24 protein-coding genes are annotated in these 26338 nt (G+C 70.9%); 9 read left to right on the plus strand and 15 right to left on the minus strand.

The window, feature by feature from the left end; genetic code table 11:
- Together OHA64_RS21240 and OHA64_RS21245 are read right to left on the minus strand one after the other, a co-directional pair.
- Window positions 1–1155 carry an acyl-CoA dehydrogenase gene (locus OHA64_RS21240; protein WP_405615348.1) on the minus strand — a complete coding sequence of 385 codons (1155 nt, stop codon included), beginning with the start codon at window positions 1153–1155 and terminating at the stop codon, window positions 1–3.
- Window positions 1155–2348, minus strand: coding sequence for an amidohydrolase family protein (locus tag OHA64_RS21245; protein WP_405615350.1), 1194 nt, complete (start codon window positions 2346–2348; stop codon window positions 1155–1157). Before OHA64_RS21245 ends, OHA64_RS21240 begins: the two co-directional genes overlap by 1 nt.
- Before the next feature lie 170 nt (window positions 2349–2518).
- Between OHA64_RS21245 and OHA64_RS21250 the strand changes: the two genes are divergently transcribed.
- On the plus strand, window positions 2519–4021 hold the full coding sequence (locus OHA64_RS21250) for a class I adenylate-forming enzyme family protein (RefSeq protein ID WP_405615352.1): 1503 nt from the start codon (window positions 2519–2521) through the stop codon (window positions 4019–4021).
- A gap of 25 nt (window positions 4022–4046) precedes the next feature.
- Here OHA64_RS21250 and OHA64_RS21255 read toward each other — a convergent pair whose 3' ends face one another.
- Together OHA64_RS21255 and OHA64_RS21260 are read right to left on the minus strand one after the other, a co-directional pair.
- Window positions 4047–4559, minus strand: coding sequence for an EF-hand domain-containing protein (locus tag OHA64_RS21255; RefSeq protein ID WP_405615355.1), 513 nt, complete (start codon window positions 4557–4559; stop codon window positions 4047–4049).
- A 182-nt stretch (window positions 4560–4741) separates the two neighbouring features.
- Entirely contained in the window at window positions 4742–5122 is a 381-nt protein-coding gene (locus tag OHA64_RS21260) for an STAS domain-containing protein (protein WP_356777153.1), read from the minus strand.
- A gap of 325 nt (window positions 5123–5447) precedes the next feature.
- Here OHA64_RS21260 and OHA64_RS21265 point away from each other — a divergent pair, with 325 nt between their 5' ends.
- The gene (locus tag OHA64_RS21265) at window positions 5448–6029 is read left to right on the plus strand and encodes a sigma-70 family RNA polymerase sigma factor (protein ID WP_405615357.1); all 582 of its coding nucleotides are present in this window, start codon (window positions 5448–5450) and stop codon (window positions 6027–6029) included.
- A complete protein-coding gene (locus tag OHA64_RS21270; RefSeq protein WP_405615359.1) occupies window positions 6026–7420 on the plus strand; it encodes a zf-HC2 domain-containing protein in 1395 nt (464 codons plus the stop codon). Before OHA64_RS21265 ends, OHA64_RS21270 begins: the two co-directional genes overlap by 4 nt.
- 80 nt (window positions 7421–7500) lie before the next feature.
- Here OHA64_RS21270 and purU read toward each other — a convergent pair whose 3' ends face one another.
- On the minus strand, window positions 7501–8382 hold the full coding sequence (gene purU / locus OHA64_RS21275) for a formyltetrahydrofolate deformylase (RefSeq protein WP_405615361.1): 882 nt from the start codon (window positions 8380–8382) through the stop codon (window positions 7501–7503).
- A 47-nt stretch (window positions 8383–8429) separates the two neighbouring features.
- On the minus strand, window positions 8430–8930 hold the full coding sequence (locus OHA64_RS21280; RefSeq protein WP_356777144.1) for an SCO4402 family protein: 501 nt from the start codon (window positions 8928–8930) through the stop codon (window positions 8430–8432).
- A 118-nt stretch (window positions 8931–9048) separates the two neighbouring features.
- Here OHA64_RS21280 and OHA64_RS21285 point away from each other — a divergent pair, with 118 nt between their 5' ends.
- Window positions 9049–10350 carry an ABC transporter substrate-binding protein gene (locus tag OHA64_RS21285; protein WP_405615363.1) on the plus strand — a complete coding sequence of 434 codons (1302 nt, stop codon included), beginning with the start codon at window positions 9049–9051 and terminating at the stop codon, window positions 10348–10350.
- Window positions 10351–10381: 31 nt separating this feature from the next.
- Here the strand turns inward: OHA64_RS21285 and OHA64_RS21290 are convergent, their stop codons facing one another.
- Both OHA64_RS21290 and OHA64_RS21295 read right to left on the minus strand, forming a co-directional pair.
- A complete protein-coding gene (locus OHA64_RS21290; RefSeq protein ID WP_405615365.1) occupies window positions 10382–12496 on the minus strand; it encodes a hypothetical protein in 2115 nt (704 codons plus the stop codon).
- A 236-nt stretch (window positions 12497–12732) separates the two neighbouring features.
- Window positions 12733–14118, minus strand: coding sequence for a transcriptional regulator (locus OHA64_RS21295; RefSeq protein ID WP_405615367.1), 1386 nt, complete (start codon window positions 14116–14118; stop codon window positions 12733–12735).
- Window positions 14119–14458: 340 nt separating this feature from the next.
- On the opposite strand from OHA64_RS21295, the gene OHA64_RS21300 reads away from it, so the two are divergent.
- From OHA64_RS21300 to OHA64_RS21310, 3 genes are all read left to right on the plus strand, one after another.
- Complete coding sequence (locus OHA64_RS21300) at window positions 14459–15112, plus strand: bifunctional DNA primase/polymerase (protein ID WP_405615370.1); 654 nt, start codon at window positions 14459–14461, stop codon at window positions 15110–15112.
- Window positions 15113–15306: 194 nt separating this feature from the next.
- A complete protein-coding gene (locus OHA64_RS21305) occupies window positions 15307–16101 on the plus strand; it encodes an ABC transporter ATP-binding protein (protein WP_405615372.1) in 795 nt (264 codons plus the stop codon).
- Entirely contained in the window at window positions 16098–17705 is a 1608-nt protein-coding gene (locus OHA64_RS21310) for a transporter (protein ID WP_405615374.1), read from the plus strand. Before OHA64_RS21305 ends, OHA64_RS21310 begins: the two co-directional genes overlap by 4 nt.
- An 18-nt stretch (window positions 17706–17723) precedes the next feature.
- Here the strand turns inward: OHA64_RS21310 and OHA64_RS21315 are convergent, their stop codons facing one another.
- Window positions 17724–18614: an alpha/beta fold hydrolase gene (locus OHA64_RS21315; protein WP_405615376.1), complete on the minus strand. Its 891-nt coding sequence runs from the start codon at window positions 18612–18614 to the stop codon at window positions 17724–17726.
- Window positions 18615–19403: 789 nt separating this feature from the next.
- Window positions 19404–20096, minus strand: coding sequence for a metal-dependent transcriptional regulator (locus OHA64_RS21320; RefSeq protein WP_362449456.1), 693 nt, complete (start codon window positions 20094–20096; stop codon window positions 19404–19406).
- Window positions 20097–20392: 296 nt separating this feature from the next.
- Between OHA64_RS21320 and OHA64_RS21325 the strand changes: the two genes are divergently transcribed.
- Complete coding sequence (locus OHA64_RS21325) at window positions 20393–21148, plus strand: SIS domain-containing protein (protein WP_405615378.1); 756 nt, start codon at window positions 20393–20395, stop codon at window positions 21146–21148.
- Between the two features lie 48 nt (window positions 21149–21196).
- Here OHA64_RS21325 and OHA64_RS21330 read toward each other — a convergent pair whose 3' ends face one another.
- The 5 genes from OHA64_RS21330 to OHA64_RS21350 form a co-directional block, all read right to left on the minus strand.
- Window positions 21197–22612 carry a PAS domain-containing protein gene (locus OHA64_RS21330; RefSeq protein WP_405615380.1) on the minus strand — a complete coding sequence of 472 codons (1416 nt, stop codon included), beginning with the start codon at window positions 22610–22612 and terminating at the stop codon, window positions 21197–21199.
- Between the two features lie 175 nt (window positions 22613–22787).
- Window positions 22788–23228, minus strand: coding sequence for a GNAT family N-acetyltransferase (locus OHA64_RS21335; RefSeq protein WP_405615382.1), 441 nt, complete (start codon window positions 23226–23228; stop codon window positions 22788–22790).
- Window positions 23221–23625: a RidA family protein gene (locus OHA64_RS21340; RefSeq protein ID WP_405615384.1), complete on the minus strand. Its 405-nt coding sequence runs from the start codon at window positions 23623–23625 to the stop codon at window positions 23221–23223. The genes OHA64_RS21335 and OHA64_RS21340 overlap by 8 nt, the downstream gene beginning before the upstream one ends.
- Window positions 23626–23893: 268 nt before the next feature.
- Complete coding sequence (locus OHA64_RS21345) at window positions 23894–24082, minus strand: zinc-binding dehydrogenase (protein WP_405615386.1); 189 nt, start codon at window positions 24080–24082, stop codon at window positions 23894–23896.
- A gap of 406 nt (window positions 24083–24488) precedes the next feature.
- Complete coding sequence (locus OHA64_RS21350; RefSeq protein WP_060902861.1) at window positions 24489–25097, minus strand: TetR/AcrR family transcriptional regulator; 609 nt, start codon at window positions 25095–25097, stop codon at window positions 24489–24491.
- 132 nt (window positions 25098–25229) lie between these two features.
- Here OHA64_RS21350 and OHA64_RS21355 point away from each other — a divergent pair, with 132 nt between their 5' ends.
- Window positions 25230–26069: an alpha/beta fold hydrolase gene (locus OHA64_RS21355; protein WP_046706109.1), complete on the plus strand. Its 840-nt coding sequence runs from the start codon at window positions 25230–25232 to the stop codon at window positions 26067–26069.
- Window positions 26070–26338 lie beyond the last annotated feature (269 nt).

The raw sequence follows: 26338 nt of genomic DNA on the forward strand, positions 1-26338 counted from the left end.
TCAGCGCCCCTTCGGCAGGCCCAGGATCCGCTCGGCCACGATGTTGTGCTGGATCTGCGAGGTACCGGCCGCGATGGTGTACGACAGCGAGGAGAGGCGGTCGAGCACCCAGGGCCGGTCGAGATCGAGTGCCGCGTCGCCCAGGACGTCGGCGGCGGCGTCGTACAGCTCCTGACGCGCGTGTGAGTACCTCAGCTTGAAAACCGAACCCCCAACGCCGGGCACCCGGCCCGACGCCTGAGCCTCGCTCACGTTCCACTGGGTCAGCCGCCACAGCGCGCGGAACTCGGCGTTCAGCCGCCCGAGGCGCCGCCGCAGCACCGGATCGTCCCAGCGACCGTTCCGCCGCGCCTCCCGGGCGAGTTCGCCGAGGACGCGCCGGCAGGCCACCACCTCGCCGACGAACGCCGTGCCGCGCTCGAAGGCCAGGGTCACCATGGTCACGCGCCAGCCGTCGTTCTCGTCGCCGACCCGGTTGGCGACCGGGACGCGCACCTCGTCGAGGAACACCTCGGCGAACTCGGCCGACCCGGCGAGGGTCCGCAGGGGCCGTACGGTGACTCCTGGCGCGTCCATGGGCAGGGCGAGCCAGGTGATGCCCCGGTGTTTCGCGGCGGCCGGATCGGTCCGCACCAACAGCTCGCACCAGTCGGCCACTTCGGCGTGCGAGGTCCAGATCTTGGACCCGTTCACCACGTAGTCGTCGCCGTCCCGCCGTGCGCGCGTGCGCAGTGCCGCGAGGTCGGACCCGGCGTCCGGTTCGCTGAAGCCCTGGCACCACACCTCCTCGCCGCGCAGGATCGGCGGCAGCCAGCGCGCCCGCTGCCCGGCCGTCCCCTCGGCGGCGATGGTGGGCCCCGCGTGCAGCAGTCCGACGAAGCCCGCCCCCACGTAGGGCGCGCCCGCCCTCTCCGTCTCCTCCAGGAAGATCAGGTGCTGGGTGGGGGTGGCGCCCCGCCCGCCCGCGTCGGCGGGCCAGTGCAGCCCCGCGTACCCGGCGTCGTACAGCATCCGCTGCCAGCCGAGGTCATGAGCGCGGCGGCCCGGCCAGTCGTCCGGGGACGGCTTCGGCGGCAGCGTGGGCAGCACTTTCGCCAGCCACTCCCGCAGGCGCGCCCGGAACTCCTGCTCCTCGGGTGTGTCGGTGAGGTCCACTAGCGGTCCAGGTCGAGGCCCAGCATGCGGATGGCGTTGCCCCGCATCAGCTTGTACACCGTCTCGTCGTCGAGGCCCTTCACATGGTCGAGAGCGACCTCCTTGGTGTGCGGGAAGGTCGAGTCGACGTGCGGGTAGTCGGTCTCGAAGGTCGCGTTGTCCCGGCCGACGACGTCCAGGGACGCGACCCCGTGCTTGTCGCGGAAGAAGCAGCAGAACATCTGCCGGTAGTAGTACGTCGACGGCGGCTCCGGGATCGTGCCGCGGACGCCGCCCCACGCGCGGTGCTCCTCCCAGACGTCGTCGGCGCGTTCCAGGGCGTACGGGATCCAGCCCATCTGCCCCTCGGAGTAGGCGAGTTTGAGCCGGGGGAACCGCACCAGGACGCCGCTGAAGAGGAAGTCCATCATCGAGGCCATGGCGTTGTTGAAGCTGAGCGCGGCCTGCACGGCGGGCGGCGCGTCGGGGGAGGCGGCCGGCATCTGGGAGCTGCTGCCGATGTGCATGTTGACGACCGTCCCGGTGTCCTGGCAGACCGCGAAGAACGGGTCCCAGTAGCCGGAGTGGATGGACGGCAGGCCCAGGTGGGTGGGGATCTCGGAGAAGGTCACCGCCCGTACCCCGCGGGCCGCGTTGCGCCGGATCTCCTCGACCGCGAGCTCGATGTCCCACAGCGGGATCAGGCACAGCGGGATCAGCCGGCCCCCGCTGTCCCCGCACCACTCCTCGACCATCCAGTCGTTGTAGGCGCGCACACAGGCCAGCGCGACCTCCTTGTCGTGCGCCTCGGCGAAGGTCTGCCCGCAGAAGCGGGGGAAGGAGGGGAAGCAGAGGGACGCCTCGACATGGTTGAGGTCCATGTCCGCGAGCCGCGCGACGGGATCCCAGCAGCCCCGCCGCATCTCCTGGCGGGTGATCCCCTCCAGGGTCATCTCGTCCCGGTCGAAGCCGACGGCGGCGATGTTGCGCTTGTACGGGAACTTCAGGTCCTCGTAGATCCACCAGTCGGTCGGCTGACCGCCCGGGTCCATCGTGATCTGGTACTTGCCGCCGACGTAGGCGAGTTCCCCGATGCCGGCGGTGAGGGCCTTGGGGCCGCGGTCCCGGTACTTCTGCGGCAGCCAGGTCTCGAAGAGGTGCGCGGGCTCGATGACATGGTCGTCGACGCTGATGATGCGGGGCAGTTCGGTCATGGGGGTCCCCTCCGCCTGACACACACAGGTACCTGACACACAGTTAACTGACGGATCGTCAGATTCGTGATGTGCCCAGCAGGCTAGTCGCGCACCCCTGGACCGACAAGGCGCCGAGCCCTACGCTCTGCCCACCATCTGACTATCCGTCAGCTACACAGGGGGCCGCCGTGACCGACACCGCCCACGCGCTCAGCACCTCCCGCACCCTCTGGGACCTTCTCGCGCGCCGCGCCGAACTCACCCCCGACCGCCCGGTTCTCCTCCAGGACGACCGTTCCCTGAGCTTCGGGGAGCTGCGCGACCGGGCCGAGCGGGTCGCGGCGGGGCTGTACGACATGGGCGTACGGCCCGGCACGGTCGTCGCCTGGCAGCTGCCCACCCGGCTCGAGACGGCCCTGCTGTCCTTCGCACTGGTCCGCCTGGGCGCCGTACAGAGCCCGGTGATCCCGTTCTACCGGGACCGCGAGGTCGGGTTCGCGCTGCGCGAGTCGAAGGCGGAGTACTTCGCGGTGCCGGGCGAGTGGCGCGGCTTCGACCACACGGCGATGGCCCGGCGGCTGGGCGCGAAGGGCGTCTTCGAGGCGTACGACGTGCTGCCCGACGGCGACCCGTCGGTCCTGCCCTCCCCGCCCTCGGAGGGCACCTCGGTGCGCTGGATCTACTGGACCTCCGGGACCACCTCGGCCCCCAAGGGCGTGCTGCACACGGACCGTTCACTGATCGCGGGCGGGTCGTGTCTCGCCCACGCGCTGTGTCTGTCGGCGGACGACGTGGGCTCGATGGCCTTCCCGTACGCGCACATCGCCGGCCCCGACTACACGGTGATGCTGCTGCTGTACGGCTTTCCCGCGGTGATGTTCGAGCAGTTCGCGCTGCCGGACGCGCTGGAGGGGTACCGCCGGCACGGGGTGACGGTGGCGGGCGGGTCCACGGCGTTCTACTCGATGTTCCTCGCCGAGCAGCGCAAGCAGCCGGGGGTACCGGTCATTCCCTCGCTACGGCTGCTCGCGGGCGGCGGGGCGCCCAAGCCGCCGGAGGTCTACCACGCCGTCGTACGGGAGATGGGCGTGCAGTTGACGCACGGGTACGGCATGACCGAGGTGCCGATGATCACGATGGGGGCGCCCGACGACACCCCGGAGAACCTGGCCACGACGGAGGGGCGTCCGCCACAGGGCATGGAGATACGGATCGTGGACGGGGAGGTGCGGCTGCGGGGCGAGGCCGTCTGCCGGGGATATCTGGATCCGGCGCAGACGGCGGAGGCTTTCGACGCGGACGGGTTCCTGCGCACCGGGGACCTCGGGCACGTCACCGACAGCGGGCATCTGGTGCTGACCGGCCGGCTGAAGGACGTGATCATCCGCAAGGGCGAGAACATCTCGGCGAAGGAGATCGAGGACCTGCTGCACGCGCACCCGGCCGTCGGGGACGTGGCCGTGATCGGGCTGCCGGACGCGGAACGCGGGGAGCGGGTGTGCGCGGTGGTGGAGCGGACGCCGGGAGGTGAGGGGCCGACCCTGGAGGCGGTGACGTCGTACCTCCGCGCGGAAGGGCTGTCGACGCACAAGCTGCCGGAGCAGGTGGAGGTGGTGGACGCCCTTCCGCGGGGCGAGACGCTGCGGAAGGTGCTCAAGTACAAGCTGCGGGAGCGGTACTCGGGGGCGTAGGGGTGGTTCTGGTGCGGGGGCGGGTTCAGTCGGGGACGGTGAAGTAGCGGGCGAAGGCCGTCACGATCTCCGTCTCGCCGACCTTGCCGTCCGCGTCCGTGTCGAGGACGGCGGCGGCCGTGCGGGCGGCCTCCTCGCTCGCGCCGAGGGCCGTCAGTACCCGTACGGTGTCCTCGACCGTGGCCCGGCCGTCCCCGTCGGCGTCCGCAACGGCGAGGGCCGCGTGCAGGAAGGGGCGGGCGATCTCGGCGAACCGCTCCGGGTTGTCGCGCAGGCGCTTGACCGCGCCGTTCACGAACTCCTCCCGGGTGATCCGCTGGTCGCCGTCCCGGTCCGCGATGCCGGCCATGCCCTGCCAGAACGCCTCGGCGCCGATGTACAGGTCCTGCCCCTTGTCGGAACGGGCGGCGGTGCCGAACTCCGCGAGCAGCGCCTTGGCCGCCACGCTGAAGTCCGCACGGTCGATATAGCCGTTGCCGTCCTGGTCGAAGGTGGCGAACCGGGCGGCGATCCTGCGCTCGTACTCGCTGCTGACCATGTCTGTTCGGACCGCCTCACGTCACGTCGGGTGCATCTGCCAGGGAGCGTACGACGGGAAGGCCTCTCCGGGCGGGCGAAAGCGACGCTTGTGCCAAGACCGAGGGAGTTTCGGGACAACGGTGTGGCACTCACCTCGCCCGGAACCGAGCGGACCGGGTGCCACTCACGCTCCCGTACCGCTCACGCCGACAGCGGGTCCGCGTCCTCCCGCACCGCCGACGCCACATCCGGGTGGACGTCGAACAGCCGGCGAACCCCCAGCGCGCCCAGTACCCGGTTGACGTGGGAGCCGTCCTCGGCGCCCTGGGCCGGGAGGATCAGGCGCAGTCGGCCCTGGCAGGAACTCATGAGGCGGCGGGAGGCGATGAGCACACCGACGCCGCTGGAATCACAGAAGAACACATCGGAGAGGTCGAGTACGAGACTGTGGCGACCCTCGGCCACCTCGTCGTGCACCCGCTGACGCAGGACCGGCGACGTCACCAGGTCCAGCTCGCCCGACACCTCGAGCACGGCCCAATCGCCCTGCCCGTTGCCGGTCACATTGAACGCCACCACCATTCCCTTCGTTCGCCGGAAAGCAAGCGGAAGCCTTCCCTACGCTTCCTTGCAGCGCGGCTGCCCAGCGGCCGTTCCCTGAAACACGAGCCGAAAAACGGATAGCTATCAGAGAAGGCTTGTTTTAGTCGCATTCGATCCTGTTCGATCGTGTCTGGCGGGCAAGTGGACGGGTAGGCGACGTCCACTACCACCCTCGGCTCCGCGGGGGGCGCACATTGCGACAAAGGGGCGTGCGCTGCCGGAGGTGCCGACTACATTCGAGGAGCAGGTGGGCGAAGGCTTGACAAAGACACTGGCCGGGACAAGGGCAGGCTGAGAGGGCCGCATGGCGAAGAAGGACGCACCGCCCCGCTGGGACCGCAAGATGCAGCAGCGACTCGCACGCGGTGAGGCGGCCGCCCTTGGTGAGTTCTACGACCGTTTCGCTTCACTCGTGCACGGTCTCGCCCACCGCGTGCTCGGCGACGAAGGCGCCGCCGACCGCCTCACCCGCGAGGTCTTCGCCCATGTCTGGGAGCACCCGGACGCCTACGACCCCAAGCAGGGCCCGCTGCGTTCCTGGGTCGCCACCCTGACCCACCGCCTCGCCGTGCAGCGGCTGCGCGTCACCGAGACCGCCGCGCTCGCCGAGGAGGGCCACGGCACCACCGAGGAACTGGAGAGCAGGGTCCGCCACGCCTCGGTCGCCGCCCGCGCCGACTACATCGTCCAGTCCATGCCGGCACCGCTGCGTGCGGCCCTGGAGCTGGCCTACTTCCAGCGCCGCGACTACCGCCAGACCGCCGTCGACCTCGGCGTCACCGAGGACGAGGCCCGCCGCCGTCTCCGTCTGGGTCTGCAACTGCTGTCCACGGCCCACGACGCCGCCGCACCCGGGACGCCGCCCGGATACGGGGGTGCGGCGTGAACGACGCCGGCCGCTTCGAGGCACACGACGACGGAGACGACGGGGACGACGGGCACGACGGGCACGAGACGTACGGCGACACGGGTGGCGCGAGCCCCGGCTCGGACGGCGGCCCGGACGGCGGCCCGGACAGAGACTCGACCGGCGACCGCCGCCCCAGCGGCAATGGCGAACCCGCCACGCCCCGCATCCCCCTGCCCCGCGCCTCCATCGAGGACAGCGGGCGCCCCCTGCCCACGTTGGAGGAGCTGGGTGACCTGATATCCGCGCCCGCACCACTGGTCCTGGAGCACCACGTCCTGAAGTCGATGCTCGGGGCGTGGGCGCTGGCCGCCTGCTCGCCGGCGGAGACGGCGGCCGTCGAGGAACACCTGGGCGACTGCGGAGACTGCGCGGACGAGGCACTGCGCCTGCGCGGGGCGGTCGGCCTGCTGCACCGCCCGGAGAGCCTCGACCTGGATCCCGGTCTGCGTACCCGCGTCCTGGAGAGCTGCCTCGACCGGCGGCCGCCGCGCATCCCGGTGCCCAGGTGGGCGACGCCGTACGACGCTGAGACCGCCCGGCTCGACGCCCTGCTCCAGGACATAGGCGACGCCGAGTGGCACGCGCCCGTGCGGCTGCGCTGGTTCGACGGCGAGGGCGCGACAAGTCGTCGTACGACGGTCGCCGGGGTCATCGCGCACCTGCTCACGGTCGACGGCCTGGTCGCGGTCGCGCTCGGCCTCGACGACCCGCTGGGCGAGGTGAACACCAAGGCGCCGACGCCGGCCGCGCGCACCGAGGCGTACTGGCGGGGCTCGCACTTCCCGCCCACCCGCGGGGTGCGCACCCCCTGGCGGGAGCAGAGCCACGACCTGGTGCGCACGGTCTCCTTCACCGGCGGGGGTACCGGCGGGCCGGCGGTGCCCTACGGCGACTTCGAGCTGCCGCTGCACGACGCGATGCTGGACCGCGCCTTCGAGTGCTGGGTACACGCGGAGGACATCGCCGAGGCGGTGGACTACCCGTACGACCCGCCCTCGCCGCGCCACCTCAACCGCATGATCGACCTCGCGGCCCGGATGCTGCCCGGTGTGCTGGCGGTACGCCGGCGGTCGGGGCTGGCGTCACCGGCCCCGGGCCGTCACCTGGTGCCGGCCGGTGAGCCCGGCCGCAGCCTGCGGCTGGAGATCGAGGGGCTGGGCGGCGGCGACTGGCTGATCCCCCTGGACTCCCCCGGCTCGGTGGGCTCCGCCGAGCACGAGGTGGCCCATGTCGCCCTGGACGGCGTGGAGTTCTGCCGGCTGGCGGCGGGTCATGTGTCCCCGGAGGAGGCGGCCGCCGGTCAGGTGGGCGACCGGGAGGCGATCAGGGACGTGCTGTTCGCGGCCGCGTCGATGAGCCGGATGTAGGCGCGGGTCGCGGGTTCGCGGGCGGGTGCGGGTTCGTGGGGGCCGTTCGCGTACGCCCGCGAACCCGAACCCCCGAGCTCCTAGGCGAACACGACCGTCCGCCGCCCGTTCAGCAGAATCCGCCGCTCCGCATGCCACTTCACGGCGCGGGCCAACGCCTGGCACTCCACGTCACGCCCGATCGCGACCAGCTGGTTCGGCGTGACATCGTGCCCCACCCGCTCGACCTCCTGCTCGATGATCGGCCCCTCGTCGAGGTCGGCGGTGACGTAGTGCGCGGTGGCCCCGATCAGCTTCACGCCCCGCGCGTGCGCCTGGTGGTACGGCTTCGCGCCCTTGAAGCTCGGCAGGAAGGAGTGGTGGATGTTGATGATCCGCCCGCTGAGCTGCTTGCACAGGTCGTCCGAGATGACCTGCATGTAGCGGGCGAGCACGACCAGCTCGACGTCCAGCTCCCGCACCAGCTCCAGCAGCCGCGCCTCGGCCTCCGGCTTGGTGTCCCTCGTCACGGGGATGTGGTGGAAGGGAATGTCGTACGACCCCACGAGCTCGGCGAACTCCGTGTGGTTGGACACTACGGCCGCGATCTCCACCGGCAGCGCGCCGATCCGCGACCGGAACAGCAGGTCGTTCAGGCAGTGGCCGAACTTGCTGACCATCAGGACGATGCGCATCTTCTCGTCGGCCCGGTGGATCTGCCAGTCCATGTGGAAGGCGTCACCGATCGCCGTGAAGCTGGCCCGCAGCTTGTCCACGGACACCGGCGCCTCCGCCGAGAAGTGGACGCGCATGAAGAACAGTCCCGTGTCGTGGTCGCCGAACTGCTGACTGTCCTCGATGTTGCAGCCCGTCATGAACAGGTAGCTCGACACGGCGTGCACGATGCCCTGCTTGTCGGGGCAGGAGAGGGTGAGGACGTACTGGTCAGCGGGGGCGGTGGCGCCGGTGGACTGCTCGTTCATGCCGGACAGGGTCCCATATCAGGGACCGGGGCCGTCCGGCCGTCTCGCTACGCAGACCGCGTCAGGATCCGCAGCACCTCCAGCGTGCGCGGCGGCGCGTCCGGGTCCTCCCCGTCGGCCACCGCCAGCCGTACGTGCGCGTCGCGCGCCGCCCGTACCGCGTCCGGCCACCCCTGGTGGTCGACGTACGCGGAGACCGGGGCGTCCGGCCCGACCTGGTGCATGATCCGCAGCACCCGCAGGACGGCGGTGTCGACGAGCGCGGCCTCCTGGGAGTCCCGGAAGATCGTGCCGACGTACTTCTCGGCGGACCAGTTGTCGAGCCAGGTGTCCTCGACGAGGCGGTACACGGCGTCGGTGACGTCTCCGTACCCCTCCACACCCGCCAGCCAGACATCCCTCTGGAACACCGGGTCGGAGAGCATGTGCAGCGCGGAGCGCACGTTGCTGCGCCAGCGCCACCACGGCATGTCGTTCTGTGGCATGTCACCCATGGTGGATGAGCGACGGCCGCGACGGGAAGAGTTCTCCGAACCTTGCACGGTCATCGATCGTACGTTCCCTTCCTCGGGCGCCCCACCGGCCCCCCGCTGTTCACCCTCACGTCACCCTCCGCTCACCGCGGGTCACACCCCGGTTAGCGGTGTGGCGGAAGCGTGTCCGTACATGACCGGCAGGCGACGCTTCCGCAGCACCCTCCTCCCCACGTGCACCCGGCCCGTCAGAGCGGCCGCCGTTTCGGCGGCGGCCCTGGTGGCGTGTGTGTCGCTCACCGCCGGCTGCGGGGTCGTCCCCGGGGTCACGGGGGGCTCCGGGGACGACCCGATCAAGGTCATGACCTGGGCCCCGGAGAACACCAACGCCACCAACAAACCGGGCATGCCCGCCTTCGCGAAGGCCTACGCCCGCTGGATCAACGCCCACGGCGGCCTCAACGGTCGCAAGGTCACCGTCCTGACCTGCAACGACCGTAACGACAGCGTGGCCGCGGCGAGGTGCGCCCAGCGCGCGGTCAGCGAGGGCGTCGTCGCGGTCGTCGGCTCCTACAGCCAGTACTCCGGCTCCTTCCTCCCACCGCTGGAGGGCGCCGGCATCCCCTACATCGGCGGCTACGGCGTCACCTCCGACGAGTTCACCAGCCCGCTCTCCTACCCCGTCAACGGCGGGCAGCCCACCCTCCTGGCCGGCCTCGGCAGGGCGCTCTCCGACTGCGGGCCCGTCGCACTGGTCCGACCCGACACCGTCGCGGGCGACGAACTCTCCAGCCTGCTCGACTCCGGCCTGACCGCCGGCGGACACGCGGCCACCAAGGACCTGCTGGCACCGGAGGACGCGACCGAGTACTCCGAGCCCTCCGATCGGGCGCTCCGGCAGACGACCACCGAAGCGGCCAGGAAGGGCTGCGTGGTGCCCGCGCTCGGAGACCGCACCGGCACCTTCATGGACTCCTTCCGGCGCGACCGCGAGAAGTACCCCGCGGTCCGCACCGCCATGGTGCTCGGCAACGTCGACCAGACGGAGATCAACGCCTCCGGCGGGCAGTCCGGGCCCTACGAGGGGTCGTACATCACCGGCTGGTACCCGGTGGAGACCGACTCGCGCTGGGACCCGATGAAGAAGGTCATCAGCGAGCAGGCCTTCGGCGACAACCGCATCGACGCCGCGGACACCGGGGTGCAGACCACCTGGATCGCGTACACCGCCTTCAAGGAGATCGCCGAGTCACTGACCGGCGAGGTGACCTCCGCCGCCGTACGCAAAGCCCTGGACGACGGGATCAAGGTCGGCACGGGCGGGCTGACCCCGACGCTCCAGTGGAAGTTCCAGGGCCCGCTCGCGGCCGTCGGCTTCCCGCGCCTGGCCAACACCGACGTGTCCCTCCAGGTCGTCAGGCAGGGCCGGCTGGTGCTGGGCAGGAAGGGCTTCACCGACGTCACCGACGCGCTGAAGAACGCCGACCTGGACTGAGGGACCCGGCCGGGCCGGGTCCCGGACCTGGTTACAGCTGGGTCGGCTGGCGCTGGGTCAGGCCGTACGACTTCGCGATCGCGTTCCACAGCTTGGCCGCCCTGACCTTCTCGGTGCTGGCGGTGCCGCTCGCGCGGTTGGCGGCCTGGGTCTGGCCGGTGACGCGTGCCTGGCCCTTCTTGCAGCCCTTCTTGCCGGCCGTCTGGTCCGCCCAGGCCGCGTAGTGGTTGTCGGCCGACGCGGACGCCTGCCACGCCTTGGTGAGGGCGTCGGTCAGCGCGGCGTGGTCGGGCAGCTTGTCGACCGCGAGCTTGGACAACTGGGTCACCAGACCGGTGCGCTGCTGGGCGGCGCCCCGCAGGTCCTTGGCCGCCTGGCCCAGGTTGTCGCAGGACTTCACGTCCTCCACGGCGTTGATCACCGTCGTCCGGCTGCCGCCGCTGTCCGCGAGCAGCTTGTCCAGGGCGACGGCCTGCTGCTCGGCCGGATCGGCGGACGGCGAGGCGGAACCGTCGGACGCGGGCGCCGTCGCGGAGACGGTCTGGTTCTTGTCGGCCCCCTTCTTGCTGTCGTCCCCGCCACCGGCGAGCAGCGCGCCCGCCCCGATACCGAGGACGGCGATACCGACACCGACGGCGGCGATCACCGGCACCCGCGATCCGCGCCGGCCGCCGCGGCCACCACGACCGTCGTCCCCGTCGTCGTACGTGCCGCTGCGTCCACCGCCGCCGGGCGGGGCGTGCGACGGCTGCGCGGACTGTCCGTACGGCGGCTGGGCGCCGGAGGTGGCCCCGGGCTGCTGGAAGCGGGGCATCTGCTGGGTCGCGCCGGCCGTCTCGTCGGCCGGGCCGCCGCGGAACAGGTTGTCGAACTCGGCGGGCGGCTGCCGGTCCCCGCCCTGTGGTCCGCCGTAGGGCGCACCTTGGGGCTGCTGTCCGGGCACGGGAGCGATGTACTGCGTCGCCTCGGCGTCGGGTCCGCCGGCGGGCGGCAGCGGTCCGGCTCCGGCGGCGGGCGGCAGCGGTCCGGCGCCCGGCCGGGAGGTGCCGCCCTGGGGTGCGCGTCCGAGGAACTGGGTCGCCTCGGCGGGCGACTCGGATCCCGCCTCGGGCGGCAGCGCGCCGGGCCCGACCGACGGCATGTACTGGGTCGCACCCTCACTCGCGGCCGCGGGGTTCTGGCCGGGATACCCCGTTCCGACCTCTCCGGCCCCGGTGGGGACCGGCGGGATGTACTGGGTGGCGCCCTCGTCGGCCGGCGGAAGGGGAGCGGCGCCGGGGGCGGAGTGGCGGACGGCCGGCTGGGCGGAGCGGGGGGTGTCCTGTGCCGCGGACGGCAGGGGCGCGCCGGCGGCGGCTGATCCGTAGGCGTCGGCGGGGGGCGGTGGGGTGCCCTGGCCGACGGGGGGCAGGTAGTAGGAGGTGGGCGGGTCCTGGGCGGATCCCGCTGCGGGGGAGCCGTAGGCCGAGGACGGCCCGCCCTCCGGAGGAAGGGCCTGGGACGCCGCCCCTGCGGGCGATTCCGGCGCTCCCCAGCCGGCGGACGGTGCCTGGTGGCCGGAGTCGGAGGTATTCCAGGACTGGGCGGGCGGAGCCGACCAGCCCTGTTCCGGCTGCGCGGCCGGGGCCTGAGCCTGCTGCTGGTCCGGGCCCCACGGCGTGCCCCAGGCCTGACCACCGGCCGGCGTCGAGACCGGGCCGGAACCCTGACCCGGCGTCTGGCCCGACGTCTGCCCCGGTATCTGACCGTGCGCCTGGTCGTGCGGCTGACCGTACGTCTGGCCGTAGGTCTCGCCGTACGTCTGATCGTTCGGCTGCCCGTACGCCGACCCGGGCCTCATGCCGTACGTCGATCCCGGCTCCTGCCCATAGGCCTGTCCAGATGCCTGCCCATAGGCCTGTCCAGATGCCTGCCCGTACGCCGCCCCGGGCGCCTGGCCCGGCGCCGAGCCCGATGCCTGGTCGTACGGTTCACCGGACTGGCGGCCGTACGCCGCGTCGGGTGCCGGAGCGGCGGGGTTCGGCCGCCCGCCGCCGTATCCGCCTGTCGTGCCCGGCAGCAGGGGTTCCCCACCGTCGGAGGGCAGCACGATGCCTTCGCGCGCTTCGCGCGCCGAGGGCTCCTCGCCCTGTCCACTCTGCGTCACCGGGACTCCTACGAATGGGGGACTTGCGGAATCGTCGGCTCACGCTACCGGGTCCCCAGAGCACGGTGCTACGCAGCTCAGGCCGTGACCTGGGTCCCTGTGACCGCCGTAACAGATCCACGCACACGACCCGATGTCCGTGGTGCCGTAAACCTGCCCCCATCCGCTGTATTCAGCCCCCTTTCCCCACCCGCGCCTTCGTTTCCCGTTCGTTCACACTCTCGTACCGCCGTGTTTCACGCCGCCACCTGCAGATCCAGGCGCTCCCCGAACTCCATCACCACCGGCTCGTCCCGGAACGGCTCCAGGCGCTGCTGGAAGTCGTCCAGGTACTCGGCGCCCCGGTTGGAGCGGAGGGTCTCCAGCAACTCAACCGCCTTCAGGCCGGTATTGCACGCCTGTTCCACCTCCCGCTGCTGCACCTGCGCGGTGGCGAGCAGCACATAGCCGATCGCCCTGCGGCGGGCCCGCGACTCGGGGTGCCCGTCCAGGGACTCCTGCGCACACCGCGCCGCCGCCTCGGCCTGCCCCAGGTCCCGGTGGCAGTGCGCCAACTCGTCGGCCAGATAGGCCTCGTCGAAGTGCGCGATCCACACCGGGTCGTCCCCGGCGGACGGGTCCGCCTGCTCCAGCGCGTCCACCGCGCGCCCGGACGCCGACTGGGCCGACCGCGCGTCACCCAGTAACGCGTGCCCGCGCGCCTCGGCCGCGTGGAACATCGCCTCCGCACGCGGGGTCACGCGTCCACGCGCCCCCTCCTGCGCCGCCCGCGCCAACTGCGCGATCTCCCGCGGGTTTCCGAGCTGCGCGGCGAGGTGACTCATCGACGCGGCAAGGATGTACCCGCCGTAGCCACGGTCGCCGGCCGCCTGCGCGAGGCGCAGCGCCTGGATGTAGTACCGCTGCGCGAGGCCCGGTTGACCGGTGTCGACGGCCATGTAGCCGGCGAGTTCGGTGAGTCGGGCCACCGCGGCGAACAGGTCCCGGCCGACCGCCTCACGGTACGAGCCCGCCAGCAGCCCGGAGACCACGCTGTTGAGGTAGTGCACCACCACCGGGCGCACATGCCCGCTGCCGTACTGGTGGTCCAGGTCGACCAGCGCCTGGGTCATCGCCCGCACCGCCGCGACGTCGGACGGCCCCACCCGGGGCCCGGCCGCGCGCGAGACCTGCGAGTCCGGCGCGGAGATCAGCCAGTCACGGCTGGGCTCGACGAGCGCCGACGCGGCGACGGACGAGCCGGACAGGAAGTCCCGGCGGCCCACGTCGCTGCGCCACAGCTCACACACCTGCTCGATGGCCCCCAGCACCGTCGGCGAGAACTGCAGGCCGACGCCCGAGGCGAGGTTCTTGCCGTTGGCCATGCCGATCTCGTCGATCGTGACCGTACGGCCGAGTTTGCGGCCGAGTGCCTCCGCGATGATCGCCGGAGCGCGTCCGCGCGGCTGCTGTCCACGCAGCCAGCGCGCCACGGACGTCTTGTCGTAACGCAGGTCGAGACCGTGCTCCGCACCGCACATGTTGACCCGGCGGGCGAGCCCGGCGTTCGAGCAGCCCGCTTCCTGGATGAGCGCCTGCAACCGCTCGTTCGGTTGCCGCGCGACGAGAGGCCTTGCGGCCATGGCGTACCCCCTGTGGCTGCGGTGCCTGCCCACGCACCGAGTTGACGTGTCTTCCACGGACGGACTTCTGAACTCGCTGCCTCGTCAGGAACGAAAAGATCCGGCCGTGAAGATCAATGCCCCACAAACGCTGCTAAAATGCGAGGCATGTGAGGATTGCCGGGGTAAAGGCAGTTGCCGCCCCCGTACCTGGCTACCCACGTCACGCCTCGGTTCCTCCTGCGCGCCCCCGCACATGCCCCCATGCGCCCCGGCTGCGGAATCGATGCTCCTCCCCCGCGCACGGTCCCTGGCTTCGAACCGGCCGTAACTCCAGGTGGGCGCGGGAGTTGAGTGGAACGTGGAAGAGACGATCGTGAGTACCGAAGCCGCTCAGATTCCGAAGCAGCGCGGGGAATCGCTGCTGGAGACAGCCGTCCGCTACGCCGAGGAGCGCCACTGGGACGTCTTTCCCGGGACCTGGCTGGAAGCCGTCGAGGGGGAGCAGCGCTGCTCGTGCGAGGACACCGCGTGCGCCGCCCCCGGCGCGCATCCGGCGCGTGCGGACTGGTCGTCGCAGGCCACGGGCAGTGCGACCGTCGCGCGCCGGATGTGGCAGAAGCAGCCGACGGCGTCGATCCTGCTGCCGACGGGGCGGACGTTCGACGCCATCTCCGTGCCGGAGACGGCGGGGTTCCTCGCGCTGGCCCGGATGGAGCGGATGCAGCTGACGCTGGGGCCGGTGACGCTGACGCCGGACCGGCGGATGCAGTTCTTCGTGCTGCCGGGGGCGTCGGTGAAGGTGCCGGAACTAGTACGCAAGCTGGGCTGGGCTCCGTCCTCACTCGACCTCGTCACGCTGGGCGAGGGGGCGTACGTCGCCGGGCCGCCCACGCGGTTCGGGTCCTCGGGTGCCGTGCAGTGGGCCTGCCGGCCCACGGCCGCGAACCGGTGGCTGCCGGACGCCGAGGAGTTGATCTCACCGCTGGCGTACGCGTGCGGGCGGGATCGGTAGGACTCGAGCGGTAGGGCGGGAGGTAGGACCGAACCGGTAGGACCGAACCGGTAGGGCCGAACTGCCAGGACGGGAACGGTAGGACGGGAACGGTAGGACGGGAACGGTAGAGCTGCCTCGCCGTCCGGGCCCCGCCGTCAGGCCAGGCTTTCCCCGCGCTCCGCAGGCGCAGTGCCGGACCGTAGGGTTCAGGCATGACGTCGGGAGCAGTGGTGGGATCAGCCGCCGTACGTGTGCAGGGGCTCTGGAAGCGGTTCGGGCAGCAGGTCGCCGTCGCCGGGATCGATCTGGCGTTGCCCGCCGGGAAGTTCATCGGGCTCGTCGGGCCGAACGGCGCCGGCAAGACCACCACCCTGTCGATGGTGACCGGGCTGCTCAGGCCCGATCAGGGCTCCGTGGAGGTGGTCGGGCACGACGTGTGGCGGGACCCGGTGGAGGTCAAGGCCCGGATCGGGGTGCTGCCCGAGGGACTGAGGCTGTTCGAGCGGCTGTCGGGGCGGGAACTGCTGAGCTACAACGGGCGGTTGCGCGGCCTGCCCGCAGCCGAGGTCGACAAGCGGGCGACGCAGCTCCTCGACGTCCTCGATCTCGCCGGGGCCCAGCACAAGCTCGTCGTCGACTACTCGACCGGCATGCGCAAGAAGATCGGACTCGCGACCGCCCTCCTCCACAATCCCGAGGTGCTCTTCCTCGACGAACCGTTCGAGGGCGTCGATCCGGTGTCGGCGCAGACCATCCGAGGCGTGCTGGAGCGGTACACCGCGTCCGGCGCCACCGTCGTCTTCTCCTCCCATGTGATGGAGCTCGTCGAGTCGCTGTGCGACTGGGTGGCCGTCATGGCCGCCGGTCGCATCCGCGCCCAGGGAACCCTCGCCGAGGTACGGGGCGACGCGCCCTCCTTGCAGCGGGCGTTCCTCGAACTCGTCGGTGCGGGCGCCCGGGACACCGGTTCCGATCTCGACTGGCTGGGCGGCGGGGCGGCCCGGTGAGCGCCGGCCGCACCCCCGTCACGGACGTCACCGCCGTCGTCGTACGACTGAAACTGTCGCTGCTGAGGAACGGGCTGAAGCAGTCCGCCGGGCGGCGGGCCGCGTACATCGGTTCGGCCGTCGCCGTGCTGCTGTTCTCCGTGCTGCAGCTGATCGGCCTGGTGGCGCTGCGCGGGCACGCGCACGCCGGGTCGCTGGTGGTGCTGCTGGTGGCGGTCCTCACGGGCGGCTGGGCGGTGATGCCCCTGTTCTTCCCCAGCGGCGACGAGACCCTCGACCCGACCCGGCTGGTGATGCTGCCGCTGCGGCCCCGCCCGCTGGTCAGGGCGCTGCTCGTGGCCTCACTGGTCGGGATCGGGCCGCTGTTCACGGTGTGCATGCTCGCCGGTTCCGTCGTGTCGGTCGCGCACGGCGGTGTGGCGTACGTCGTCGGCGTCGTCGGCGTGGTTCTCGCGCTGCTGGTGTGCGTGGCTCTCGCGCGGACCGTGGCCGTCGCCAACATCCGGCTGCTGACCAGCCGCAAGGGCCGCGATCTGGCGGTGCTGAGCGGACTGGTCATCGCGGTCGGGGCGCAGGTCGTGAACTTCGGCGCGCAGCGGCTGGGCTCGGGCGGGCTGGCCCAGCTCGACGGTCCGGCCGACGTGCTGAAGTGGGTGCCGCCCGCTTCGGCGATCGGCGCGGCGAACTCCGCGAGCGAGGGGTCGTACGGTGTCGCCGTCCTCCAGCTCGCGCTGACCGCCGCGGCCCTGGTGGCGCTGCTCGTCGTGTGGTCCCGGCATCTGACCCGGCTGATGACCGCGCCGGACGGCTCCACCCTCCAGGCCGCCGACTCCAAGGCCCGCGGGCGGAACTCGGCCGGACTGTCCCGGCTGCTGCCCGGCGGACGGACCGGCACGGTCATGGAGCGCAGCCTGCGCTATGTCTGGCGCGACCCCAAGACCAAGGCGGCCTGGGTGACCTCCCTCGCCATCGGTCTGATCGTGCCGGTGTTCAACGCGATGCAGGGCACCGGCTCGATCTACTTCGCGTGCTTCGCCGCCGGGATGCTCGGCGTGCAGATGTACAACCAGTTCGGCCAGGACACGTCCGCGTTCTGGATGGTCGCGATGACGATCTCGTCGACCCGGGACGCGTACGTCGAGCTGCGCGCGCGGGCGCTCGCGCTGCTGGCGATCACCCTGCCGTACGCGACCGTCGTGACCGTCCTGACGACCGCGCTGCTCGGTGACTGGCCGAAGCTGCCCGAGGTGCTCGGACTGTCGTTCGCGCTGCTCGGCGCGATGCTGGCGACCGGCGCGTGGACGTCGGCGCGTTTCCCGTACTCCATCCCTCAGGAGGGCTACAAGAACGTGGCCCCCGGGCAGTCCGGGCTGGCCTTCATGGCCGTGCTCGGCGGCATGGTGTCGGCCGCCCTGCTGTGCGCCCCCGTCATCGCCGGGACGATCTGGCTGAACGTCAGCGAAGGCGGCGACGAGTGGAGTTGGCTGCTCCTGCCGGTGGGGGCGGTCTACGGGACGGTGGTCACGCTGGGAGGCCTGCGACTGGCGGCGCCGCGGACGGCTCGGCAGCTGCCGGAGATCCTGGTGGCGGTCAGCAAGGGGTGAGCTGAGGGGGCGGGCGGGTCAGCCCTTGAGGTCGGTGGGGACGCCGTCCAGGAACGGTTCGATGGCGCCCCGTAGGGCCTCCCACTGGTCGTAGTGGAGCAGGTGGCCGGCGTTCGTGACCTCCGCGTACTGGCCCTGGGGCAGGACCCGGACCATCTCCTGGGCCTCGGCGCGGCCAAGCTCGCCGTCCAGTCCGCGGACCACCAGGGCGGGGCACCGCACCTGGGTGAGCTCCTCCCAGTGCGCGTCGTACACCCAGGTCTCGCGGGACTTCAGCATCTGCTCCGGTTCGAAGACCGGGCGCCAGCCGTCGGGTGACTCCTGCATGGCCTCGGCGTAGAACTCGCCGCGGGACGGGGTCGGGCGCTCCACCCAGGGGTCGTCCTCGCCGAACCACTTGCGGACGTCGGCGAGGGTGGTGAAGGGGACCGGCCAGGCCTTGAACCAGTTCTCCCATTCGCGCTGCGAGGCGGAGCCGAGCGCGGAGGCCCGCATGTCGCAGATGACCAGCCCGCGGACCAGGTCGGGACGTTTGGCGGCGAGCTGCCAGGCGGTCAGGGCGCCCATGGCATGCCCGACGAGGACGGCCGGGCCGAGGCCGAGCTGTTCGAGGGCGGCCTCGGCGTCCTCGACATAGGCCTCGCGGGTGAAGGCCGCCCGCGGGGGCTTTTCACTCTGGCCGTGGCCGCGTTGGTCGAGGGCGACGGCTCGGTGCCGCTCGGAGAGCCAGCGGGCGGTGGACGCCCAGTGAGAGGCCCGTCCCATCAGCCCGTGCAATAACAGCACCCCCGGGCCCCGCTCGATCTCCCCCAGACCGTCCGTCGCCGGATCGGTCTTGGGAGGGTCGCCGAACTCCCAGGCCGCAAGGCGTACGCCGCCCGCCCCGGTCACGTCGATGCGTCGCGCCATAGGTCTGGCACCCCCCTAGCTCCGCTCGGACCGCCCGCTCCCACTCGGGGCGGACGGTCCTGTGAACCGCGTCCTGCCTACCGTGCCTGTCGTGCCTGCCCACACCCCTGAAGCGCAGATTCCGCGTGATGCGTCACCCGAAGACTATCGAATGCCTATTCGAGAAACGCCATATCACCGGCAACACCCCTCGTTCGAGTGACCCCGCTCAAGGAATGATCGCCGCCACCGCGGGGAGATCTTCAGCGGGAGGCGGACCGCTCGGGGAAATCGGTCCGCAGGGGATGACCCTGAGAGCTCGGGGCTCCGGGTCAGCACAGGGGAGGACAGGCCCCGGCGCCACACGGCGCCGGGGCCCTCTCCATGTTCACGGCACATCATCCCCGCCCCCTCCCCGGCCGGACGGCACCACCGCCGCCCCGCGCCAAGAGCCCCTCAGGTCATATGCCTCACGCGACAGCCTCGCACGCGAAGCGTCCCAACGCTGCGATTCGGCGCACTGAATCTCGGATTCGACGAGATCGCCGGAGCGCCACAACTACCTCCCTGTCACCAGGAGTTGACGAACACTGAGTGGAATGAACCACTCCGCTCGGCCGAGGCGCGGGGCTCCGGCGTCCGGCGTCGACCGTCGGGCGTTCCGGCGTCGGGCGTTCCGGCGTCGGGCGTTCCGGCGTCGGGCGTTCCGGCGTCGGGCGTTCCGGCGTCCGACGCCAGGTGTCCGGCACCCCGAATCCCGCGTCCCGCGTCCCGCGTCCGGCATCCCGCGTCCGGCAGTAGGCGTCCGGCTCAGCGCTTCGCGACGAACACGTGCGAGGCGACGTCCGACACCAGCTCGGCCGCCTCGCCTCCGCTGCCCACGAGCACCCCGCCCGCCGACTCCGTCACGCTCACCACCGAACCGGGCTGCACGCCCGCCCGACGCAGCGTGTACATCAGCTGCGCGTCCGTCTGGATCGGCTCGCCGATCCGGCGCACCACGACCGTCTTGCCCTCCAGGCCGGGATCGAGGTCGGCGAGCGACACCATGCCCTCGTCGAGGAAGGGATCGGCGCCGTCCTTCTCGCCGAGCTCCTCCAGACCCGGGATCGGGTTGCCGTACGGCGACTCGGTGGGGTGCCGCAGCAGCTCCAGCACGCGCCGCTCGACGGCCTCGCTCATCACGTGCTCCCAGCGACACGCCTCGGCGTGCACCTGCTCCCACTCCAGACCGATCACATCGACCAGCAGGCACTCGGCGAGCCGGTGCTTGCGCATCACACGGGTGGCCAGCCTGCGCCCCTCGTCGGTGAGCTCCAGATGGCGGTCGGTGGCGACGCCCACCAGGCCGTCACGCTCCATCCGCGCCACCGTCTGGCTGACCGTCGGCCCGCTCTGGTCGAGCCGCTCGGCGATCCGGGCACGCATGGGGACCACACCTTCCTCCTCCAGCTCGAGGATGGTGCGGAGATACATCTCCGTGGTGTCGATCAGTCCGGACATACGTGCCCCTTGATGAGATCTGCCCGAAGCACGACAGCTTCGCGGCTCGTGCGCTGGCCCTGGACCCAATTCTGCCGGATACCACCGACAACCGTGCCGCGCCGTTGGAACCAAGGCGTTACGAAGCGGCCCCGCGCGGCCGTATTGACATCCCACTGGTCCAGACCGCACGGTGATCCGCGGCACAGACGCCCCGACACGCGCCTCGCCGGCCACGTCTCCCCCGCCTCGACACGCACGTCCCCACGCACCTCGACACGCACCTCGACATCCACCTGAGCTCCGAAGGGGCCCGCATGAGCGACGGCACGCTGTCCGGTCAGTTCTTCGACGCCGCGATCGACCTGCTGCGGCGGGTCCGGGACGAGGAGGCCTCGTCCGTCGAAGCGGCCGGGAACCTCCTCGCGGACACCGTGACCTCCGGCGGACGCCTGTTCGCCTTCGGCGCCGGTCACTCCTCGCTCGCCGCCCAGGACGTCGTCTACCGCGCCGGCGGCCTCGCCCTGATGAACCTGCTGGCCGTCCCCGGTGTCGTCGGCGTGGACGTCATGCCGGCCACCCTCGGCTCCGCCCTGGAACGCGTCGACGGCCTCGCGAGCGCCGTCCTGGACTGCTCACCGCTCCGCGCGGGCGACGCCCTCGTGATCATCTCGCTCTCCGGCCGCAACGCGCTCCCGGTGGAGATGGCCATGGGCGCACGTGCCCTGGGCGTGAAGGTCATCGGCGTGACATCGGTGGCGTACGCCTCGGAGACACGGTCCCGGCACTCCTCAGGCACGTACCTGAAGGACCACTGCGACGTCGTCCTCGACTCCAAGATCGCGATCGGCGACGCGGAACTCACCCTCGACACCGTCCCGGCCCCCTTCGCCCCGGCCTCCACCGTCGTCACCGCGGCCATCCTCCAGGCAGTCATGGCCACGGCCGCCGGCGCCCTGGCCGACCGGGGCGTCGAGCCGCCGCTGCTGCGCTCGGGGAACGTGGACGGGGGCCACGAATGGAACAGGCGCGTGTTCGACAAGTACGGCGAGCGCATCTTCTACCGCCGCTGACACCCCCAGCCCGCTGCCGCTACCGGCGGCCCTCTCCACCCTCCACCGCTACCCCCGGCCCTCTCCACCGAGCACTTCGCCCAAATCCAACGCCCCGGCGATCCGCACGGCCACATCCTCCGCGTACACCGCGTCGCCCCGCTCGAACTGGCTCCGCCCGGCACCCCGCAGAAACGTCACGGCACCCAGCGTCCGACCCCGACTGCGCAGCACCGCGCACAACGCGTGCACCGCGTCCCCCGGCCACTGCCGAGCCAGCGCCCACTCCCGCGCCTCCTCGGCCCGCACCGCCCCCACGCTCGCCCGCACCGCCCCGGCCCGCTCCACACACTGCAACGCCGGATGCCCCTCCCCGTACCGCACCGGCAACCCCGCCTGCCCGGTCAACGGGCTCGGCCCCGGCGCGCCCGAGGGCGTCGCGGCGACCCGCACCAGACGCACCGGCCCCGTGTCCTCACCGTCAGCCACCGCACCGCCCGCCACCCGGTCGATCAACGCGTGATCGGCAAAGCCCGCGAGCGCGAAGTCGAGATGGACAGTCGCCGCCTCCCGGGGGTCCTCACACTCGGCGGCCGCCCGCGCCGCCCGGTGCAACTGATTCGTACGGAACCGCAGCAGCGAAGCCTCCTGCTCACTCTGCTTGGCCTCCGTGACGTCGTTGAACAGCCAGCCCACCCCCAGCGGCACCGGCTCCTCCGCGAGCGGCGAAGCCAACCGCACGAACCCACAGCGCCAGCAACGCCGCTTCTCGCCCTCCGGGGTACGCACACCCACCCAGATCTCGGCCGGCGCCGGCGGCGCGCCCTCAGCCAGCACATGCGCCAGCGCGCTCTCCAGCTCCTCCACACCCTGCACGAGCAGATCACCGAGCGGCCGCCCCAACGCGGACGTACGCCCCACACCCAACGACCGAGCCGCGTGCGCGTTGACCACCGCGGGCCGCAGATCGACATCGACGAGCACCACACCCCAGGAAGCGTCCTCGAACAGCGCCTCACTCAGAGCGATGGACCGCTCCAGATCGATCTGCGTGTGCACCTCACTGAACGCGCAGTACACCCCGGCCGGCTTCCCGTCGGGCCCGCGCACAGCCGCCGACTGCGTCCGCACGAGCACCCGTCCACCGTCCTTGGTCAGCAGAGCGAACTCGTGCACCTGACGACCCGGGGCCTCCATGGCCGACAGCAGCCGCCCCTCGACCTCCTCGGCGTCCGCGCTGCGCACCGCCCACCCGGCGAAACCGTGCCGCCCCACGGCCTCCTCCGCACTCCAGCCGAGGATCCGCTCCGCCTCCCGGTTCCAGTGGGTCACCACCCCGTCCGCGTCGAACGCGCACAGAGCAGCGTCCATCCCATCGAGAAGCGCGGCCAGCAGATCCGAGCCGTCCGAACCCTCCGGACCGTCCCGCTCGGGCTCGTCCGGCCCGATCTCGTCGGTGGTCCCACTACGCCGGGAAGCACTCACCTGGACCCCCTGCAGGCTGCCGCGTCCGCGTGCACCGCACGCCGGTTCGCTCACTAACAATCATTCAACTCGAACGTGACGCAGCACACACCAAGTTCCCACAAGATTGAAGGAATCGTTGTACGCCGGGCACGCGCCCACGTCCGCGCCGACGCCGACCCCAGCAGTCCAACACCTACGGAAGTCGCAGGTCAACCCAGAGATCACCGCCGTCCTCCACCACATACCGCTCAACCTCGACGAAACCACGAGCCGAGGCAAACCGCAGCCCCTCCTCATTCACGGCCAACACACACGTCTCGATCACCCGGGCACCCAGCCCACGCGCATGCGCGAGACCCCGTTCGTACAGCGCCGTCCCGAAACCCCGCCCCCGGAATCCGGGCAGCACCCGCGCGATCACCGTCGCCACGGCCTCCTCACCCACAGGCGGCCGGACCGTCGCGCACCCCACGAGCACGTCCCCCAGATACGCGTTCTCCAGCCGGTAGCGCCCACTCCGCTCCCGCACCTCCCCCAGCCCCAGCGCGGCGGGCGGCACGATCACGTTGTGCACATGCCGCCACTCCTCCAACATGACGTCGCCGACGACGGCCTCGACACGCACCTCAGACATCGGCCCCTCTTCTCGCGTCCACCTCGATCTCGATCCGCATACGAGGATCCGCGAGCCCGCACATCATCATCGTCGCCGCCGGCCGCACCTCCCCGAACACCCGCCGCAACACCGGCCAGCACGGCTCGAAATCCTCCCGGTCAGGCAACAGATACCGAACCCGCACCACATCCGCGAACGAACACCCCGCCTCCGCGAGCGCCGCCCCGACATTGCGCAGACACTGCTCGGCCTGCTCCACCACATCGTCGGAGATCGTCATCGCCGCGTAGTCGAACCCGGTCGTCCCCGACACATGCACCCAGTCCCCGTCGACCACGGCCCGCGCGTACCCGATCTGCTCCTCGAAGGTCGACCCGCTGAGAATCGCCCGCCGCACCCCACCCGTCTGCGTCATGCCGGGAACGCTAGGCGATCAGTCGGCGGTCTCGCGACCCTCGTAAGACGACGTCTAGCAGCAATGTCGGCTACCTGTTCGACGAATCAGAGTTTTTCGCACAGACGTGGGCTATCCATGGATCAGACCTCCTTACCGCTGCTCCATCCATAGCTTTGTATGCACACCGAGGAAAGGAGGTCACTCGCTCCACAGATAGGTACTCATGAGGGTGCTTCTCCCTTTTGCCGGTGTGCCTGAGAGATGTGGTCCGGAAAGGACTGCTCCCTCACGCAATCTTGACGACGACCTCGCCGGCCTTCGCGTGCCCCTTCTCGGCCTGCTCCAGCGCATCTCGGGTCGACTCGAACGGGAAGGCGGTGTCGACGACGGGGTGGATCGTGCCGACGTCGATGAGCGGGGTGAGCTCGCGCAACTGGTCCCCGCTGGCCTTCATGAACAGGAACGAGTACGTCACCTGACGGCGTCGGGAAGGCCCGTGGCGCGCTGCGTGCGGTGCCCGATCGCGCGCAGGCCATCGAGAAGGCGCGCCGTCATCGTCTCGTCATCGGCGTGGGTGAGCTGCGCGTTGATGCGTCGGTGTTCGGAAGTGTGCAGGTTAATGCGGTGGTGTCGACGCAGTCGGCGGCGTCGTCACCGTTTGAATGTGACCCCGCTCAGGTCGCTGAAGATCGGGAGGGGTCCATGTCGAAGGCGCGTGCCTCGCCGCAGAAGTCATTGCGGTCGTTGACGTGCAGGCTCTCGACGTACTCGATGCCCGCTCATCACGGCGGGCCCTGGAAAGCGCCTCATCCATGAGCTCACGGCCATGGTCCGCCATCTGGCGACGCCACCTGTCGTGGGCGTGCGTCGGTCGGCTGCGATCAGGCTCCCGGGCCCCGTGCCTCCGGCTGGTCGCTGTTGCCGTGTGCCAGTGACGCGAGAATTTCCTTGCGGCAGACATCGAGGATCTCGTCCGCCAACGGAGAACCGTCCGGGCATGCCCGCGACAACACGATCGCGCCGATCGAATGGGCGAGCATGTCGATCACCGTGGTGCGGGCCGCGCGCTGGTCCGCATCCCCCGGCGTAGCGCTTTGGGACTGAAGGGCCGTCAGCAGGTTCTCGATCCCGGCTGCGAACTCTGTTCTGAGGTTCGCCGGCTGACGTGCGGCGTCGCCGCTGAGGGCCGCGATGGTGCAGCCGTCATCGCGCCTGTCGCGATGCTCCCGGGAGACGTAGTTCTTGACGAACTCGGCGGGGTTCAGACCTTCTGTCCGTGCCGCGGTCTGTGAGAGCCCGGTTGCGGACGCTTCGGTCATGAGGTCGGCCTTGGAGCGGAAGTGCTTGTAGAACCCGCCATGGGTGAACCCGGCGGCTGCCATCAGTTCTGCCACGCCGACACCGTCGTAGCCGCGCTCGCGGAACAGCCTGGCGGCTGTCGCGACGATGTGCGCACGGTTGCGCTCTGCCTGTGCCTTGGTGACCCGCATGTCCAGCCACCCCCTTCTCCGGTCGACGCGCGGCAGTCCACCATACATAGATGTCGATCGACATCAAAGTGGTTGACTTTTTAGATTATGACCGTGATCGTATTGCTCACCCGCCACAGAAAGGGCCAGGCCATGAGTGACACACACCTGACTGCACCGACTCAGTACATCGAGGTCGACGGCGACCGATTCGCCTACCGACGCTGGGGCAAGCCCTCCGGCGTCCCGATCTTCCTGGTCCAGCACTTCCGCGGAGGGATGGACCACTGGGACCCCCTGCTCACCGACGGCCTGGCCGAAGGCCGCGAGGTCATCCTGTTCAACGGGCGCGGCATCGCCTCGTCATCCGGCACGCCGCGTAACCGGATCGAGGACATGGCCGACGACATCGCCGCGGTCATCCGGGCGCTGGGGCTGGAGCAGGTCGATCTGCTCGGCTTCTCGATCGGCGGTTTCCAGGTACAGGAGGTCACGCTGCGCCACCCTCAGCTGGTGCGCAAGCTCCTCCTGCTCGGCACCGGCCTCCGAGGCGGGGACCCGACGAGTGACCCCCAGGTGCCTGACCACGCGCTGAATCCGGTCCACGTCCTGGAGAACTTCCTCTTCCTGTTCTTCGGCCGCTCGGAAGCCGCGATCGAAGCCGGCCGGGCCTTCTGGGAGCGGCGTCACCAGCGGGCCGACCAGGACACGCCGGCCTCGCCCGCAGTCGCGCAGGCGCAGGTCGAAGCGGTGATCGCCTATGCGGAACCGCTGCCGGGCGAGAATCCCTACACCCACCTGAATGCGATCACCCAGCCGACGCTGGTCCTCAACGGCGAGAACGACGTGATGATCGCCTCGATCAACTCCTGGCACCTCGCCCAGAACATCCCCAACGCTCAACTGCTGATCTACCCCGATGCCGGGCATGGAGCGCAGTTCCAGTACCCCGAGCGGTTCCTGAAGCACGCCCTTCAGTTCCTCGACGAGTAACACCTGCAGGGTTTCGGTGCGGCGGAAGACACTCCTGCCGACGGATCGTCGCCGATTTCGCCTGCTTGATCAGCCGCGCGAGAATCCGCCGGTCGGACCCGGGCCTGCCGGAGCGGCCGACCGAGATGGACGCATCCTGTGTGTCCAGGCGGGGTGCGCTGTCGCCCGGCGGTCGTGCCCGCACTCACGGCCTCACTCGGCCACACCGAAGCCAAGCGGCGTCGGCCATCTCGCCGTCCAGATCGCCAAGTCCCGCGGTGCGTACGTCA

It is taken from the genome of Streptomyces sp. NBC_00076 (genome assembly GCF_045041235.1).
Lineage (GTDB): Bacteria > Actinomycetota > Actinomycetes > Streptomycetales > Streptomycetaceae > Streptomyces.

Excerpts from the sequence above, each read along its gene's own strand:
- OHA64_RS21295 (WP_405615367.1), bottom strand. The coding sequence starts at position 14,118 with ATGGCCGCAAGGCCTCTCGTCGCGCGGCAACCGAACGAGCGGTTGCAG.
- OHA64_RS21355 (WP_046706109.1), top strand. The coding sequence starts at position 25,230 with ATGAGTGACACACACCTGACTGCACCGACTCAGTACATCGAGGTCGAC.
- OHA64_RS21265 (WP_405615357.1), top strand. The coding sequence starts at position 5,448 with ATGGCGAAGAAGGACGCACCGCCCCGCTGGGACCGCAAGATGCAGCAG.
- OHA64_RS21315 (WP_405615376.1), bottom strand. The coding sequence starts at position 18,614 with ATGGCGCGACGCATCGACGTGACCGGGGCGGGCGGCGTACGCCTTGCG.
- OHA64_RS21320 (WP_362449456.1), bottom strand. The coding sequence starts at position 20,096 with ATGTCCGGACTGATCGACACCACGGAGATGTATCTCCGCACCATCCTC.
- OHA64_RS21325 (WP_405615378.1), top strand. The coding sequence starts at position 20,393 with ATGAGCGACGGCACGCTGTCCGGTCAGTTCTTCGACGCCGCGATCGAC.
- OHA64_RS21245 (WP_405615350.1), bottom strand. The coding sequence starts at position 2,348 with ATGACCGAACTGCCCCGCATCATCAGCGTCGACGACCATGTCATCGAG.
- OHA64_RS21350 (WP_060902861.1), bottom strand. The coding sequence starts at position 25,097 with ATGCGGGTCACCAAGGCACAGGCAGAGCGCAACCGTGCGCACATCGTC.
- OHA64_RS21305 (WP_405615372.1), top strand. The coding sequence starts at position 15,307 with ATGACGTCGGGAGCAGTGGTGGGATCAGCCGCCGTACGTGTGCAGGGG.
- OHA64_RS21335 (WP_405615382.1), bottom strand. The coding sequence starts at position 23,228 with ATGTCTGAGGTGCGTGTCGAGGCCGTCGTCGGCGACGTCATGTTGGAG.
- purU (WP_405615361.1), bottom strand. The coding sequence starts at position 8,382 with ATGAACGAGCAGTCCACCGGCGCCACCGCCCCCGCTGACCAGTACGTC.
- OHA64_RS21280 (WP_356777144.1), bottom strand. The coding sequence starts at position 8,930 with ATGACCGTGCAAGGTTCGGAGAACTCTTCCCGTCGCGGCCGTCGCTCA.
- OHA64_RS21340 (WP_405615384.1), bottom strand. The coding sequence starts at position 23,625 with ATGACGCAGACGGGTGGGGTGCGGCGGGCGATTCTCAGCGGGTCGACC.
- OHA64_RS21260 (WP_356777153.1), bottom strand. The coding sequence starts at position 5,122 with ATGGTGGTGGCGTTCAATGTGACCGGCAACGGGCAGGGCGATTGGGCC.
- OHA64_RS21285 (WP_405615363.1), top strand. The coding sequence starts at position 9,049 with ATGACCGGCAGGCGACGCTTCCGCAGCACCCTCCTCCCCACGTGCACC.
- OHA64_RS21255 (WP_405615355.1), bottom strand. The coding sequence starts at position 4,559 with ATGGTCAGCAGCGAGTACGAGCGCAGGATCGCCGCCCGGTTCGCCACC.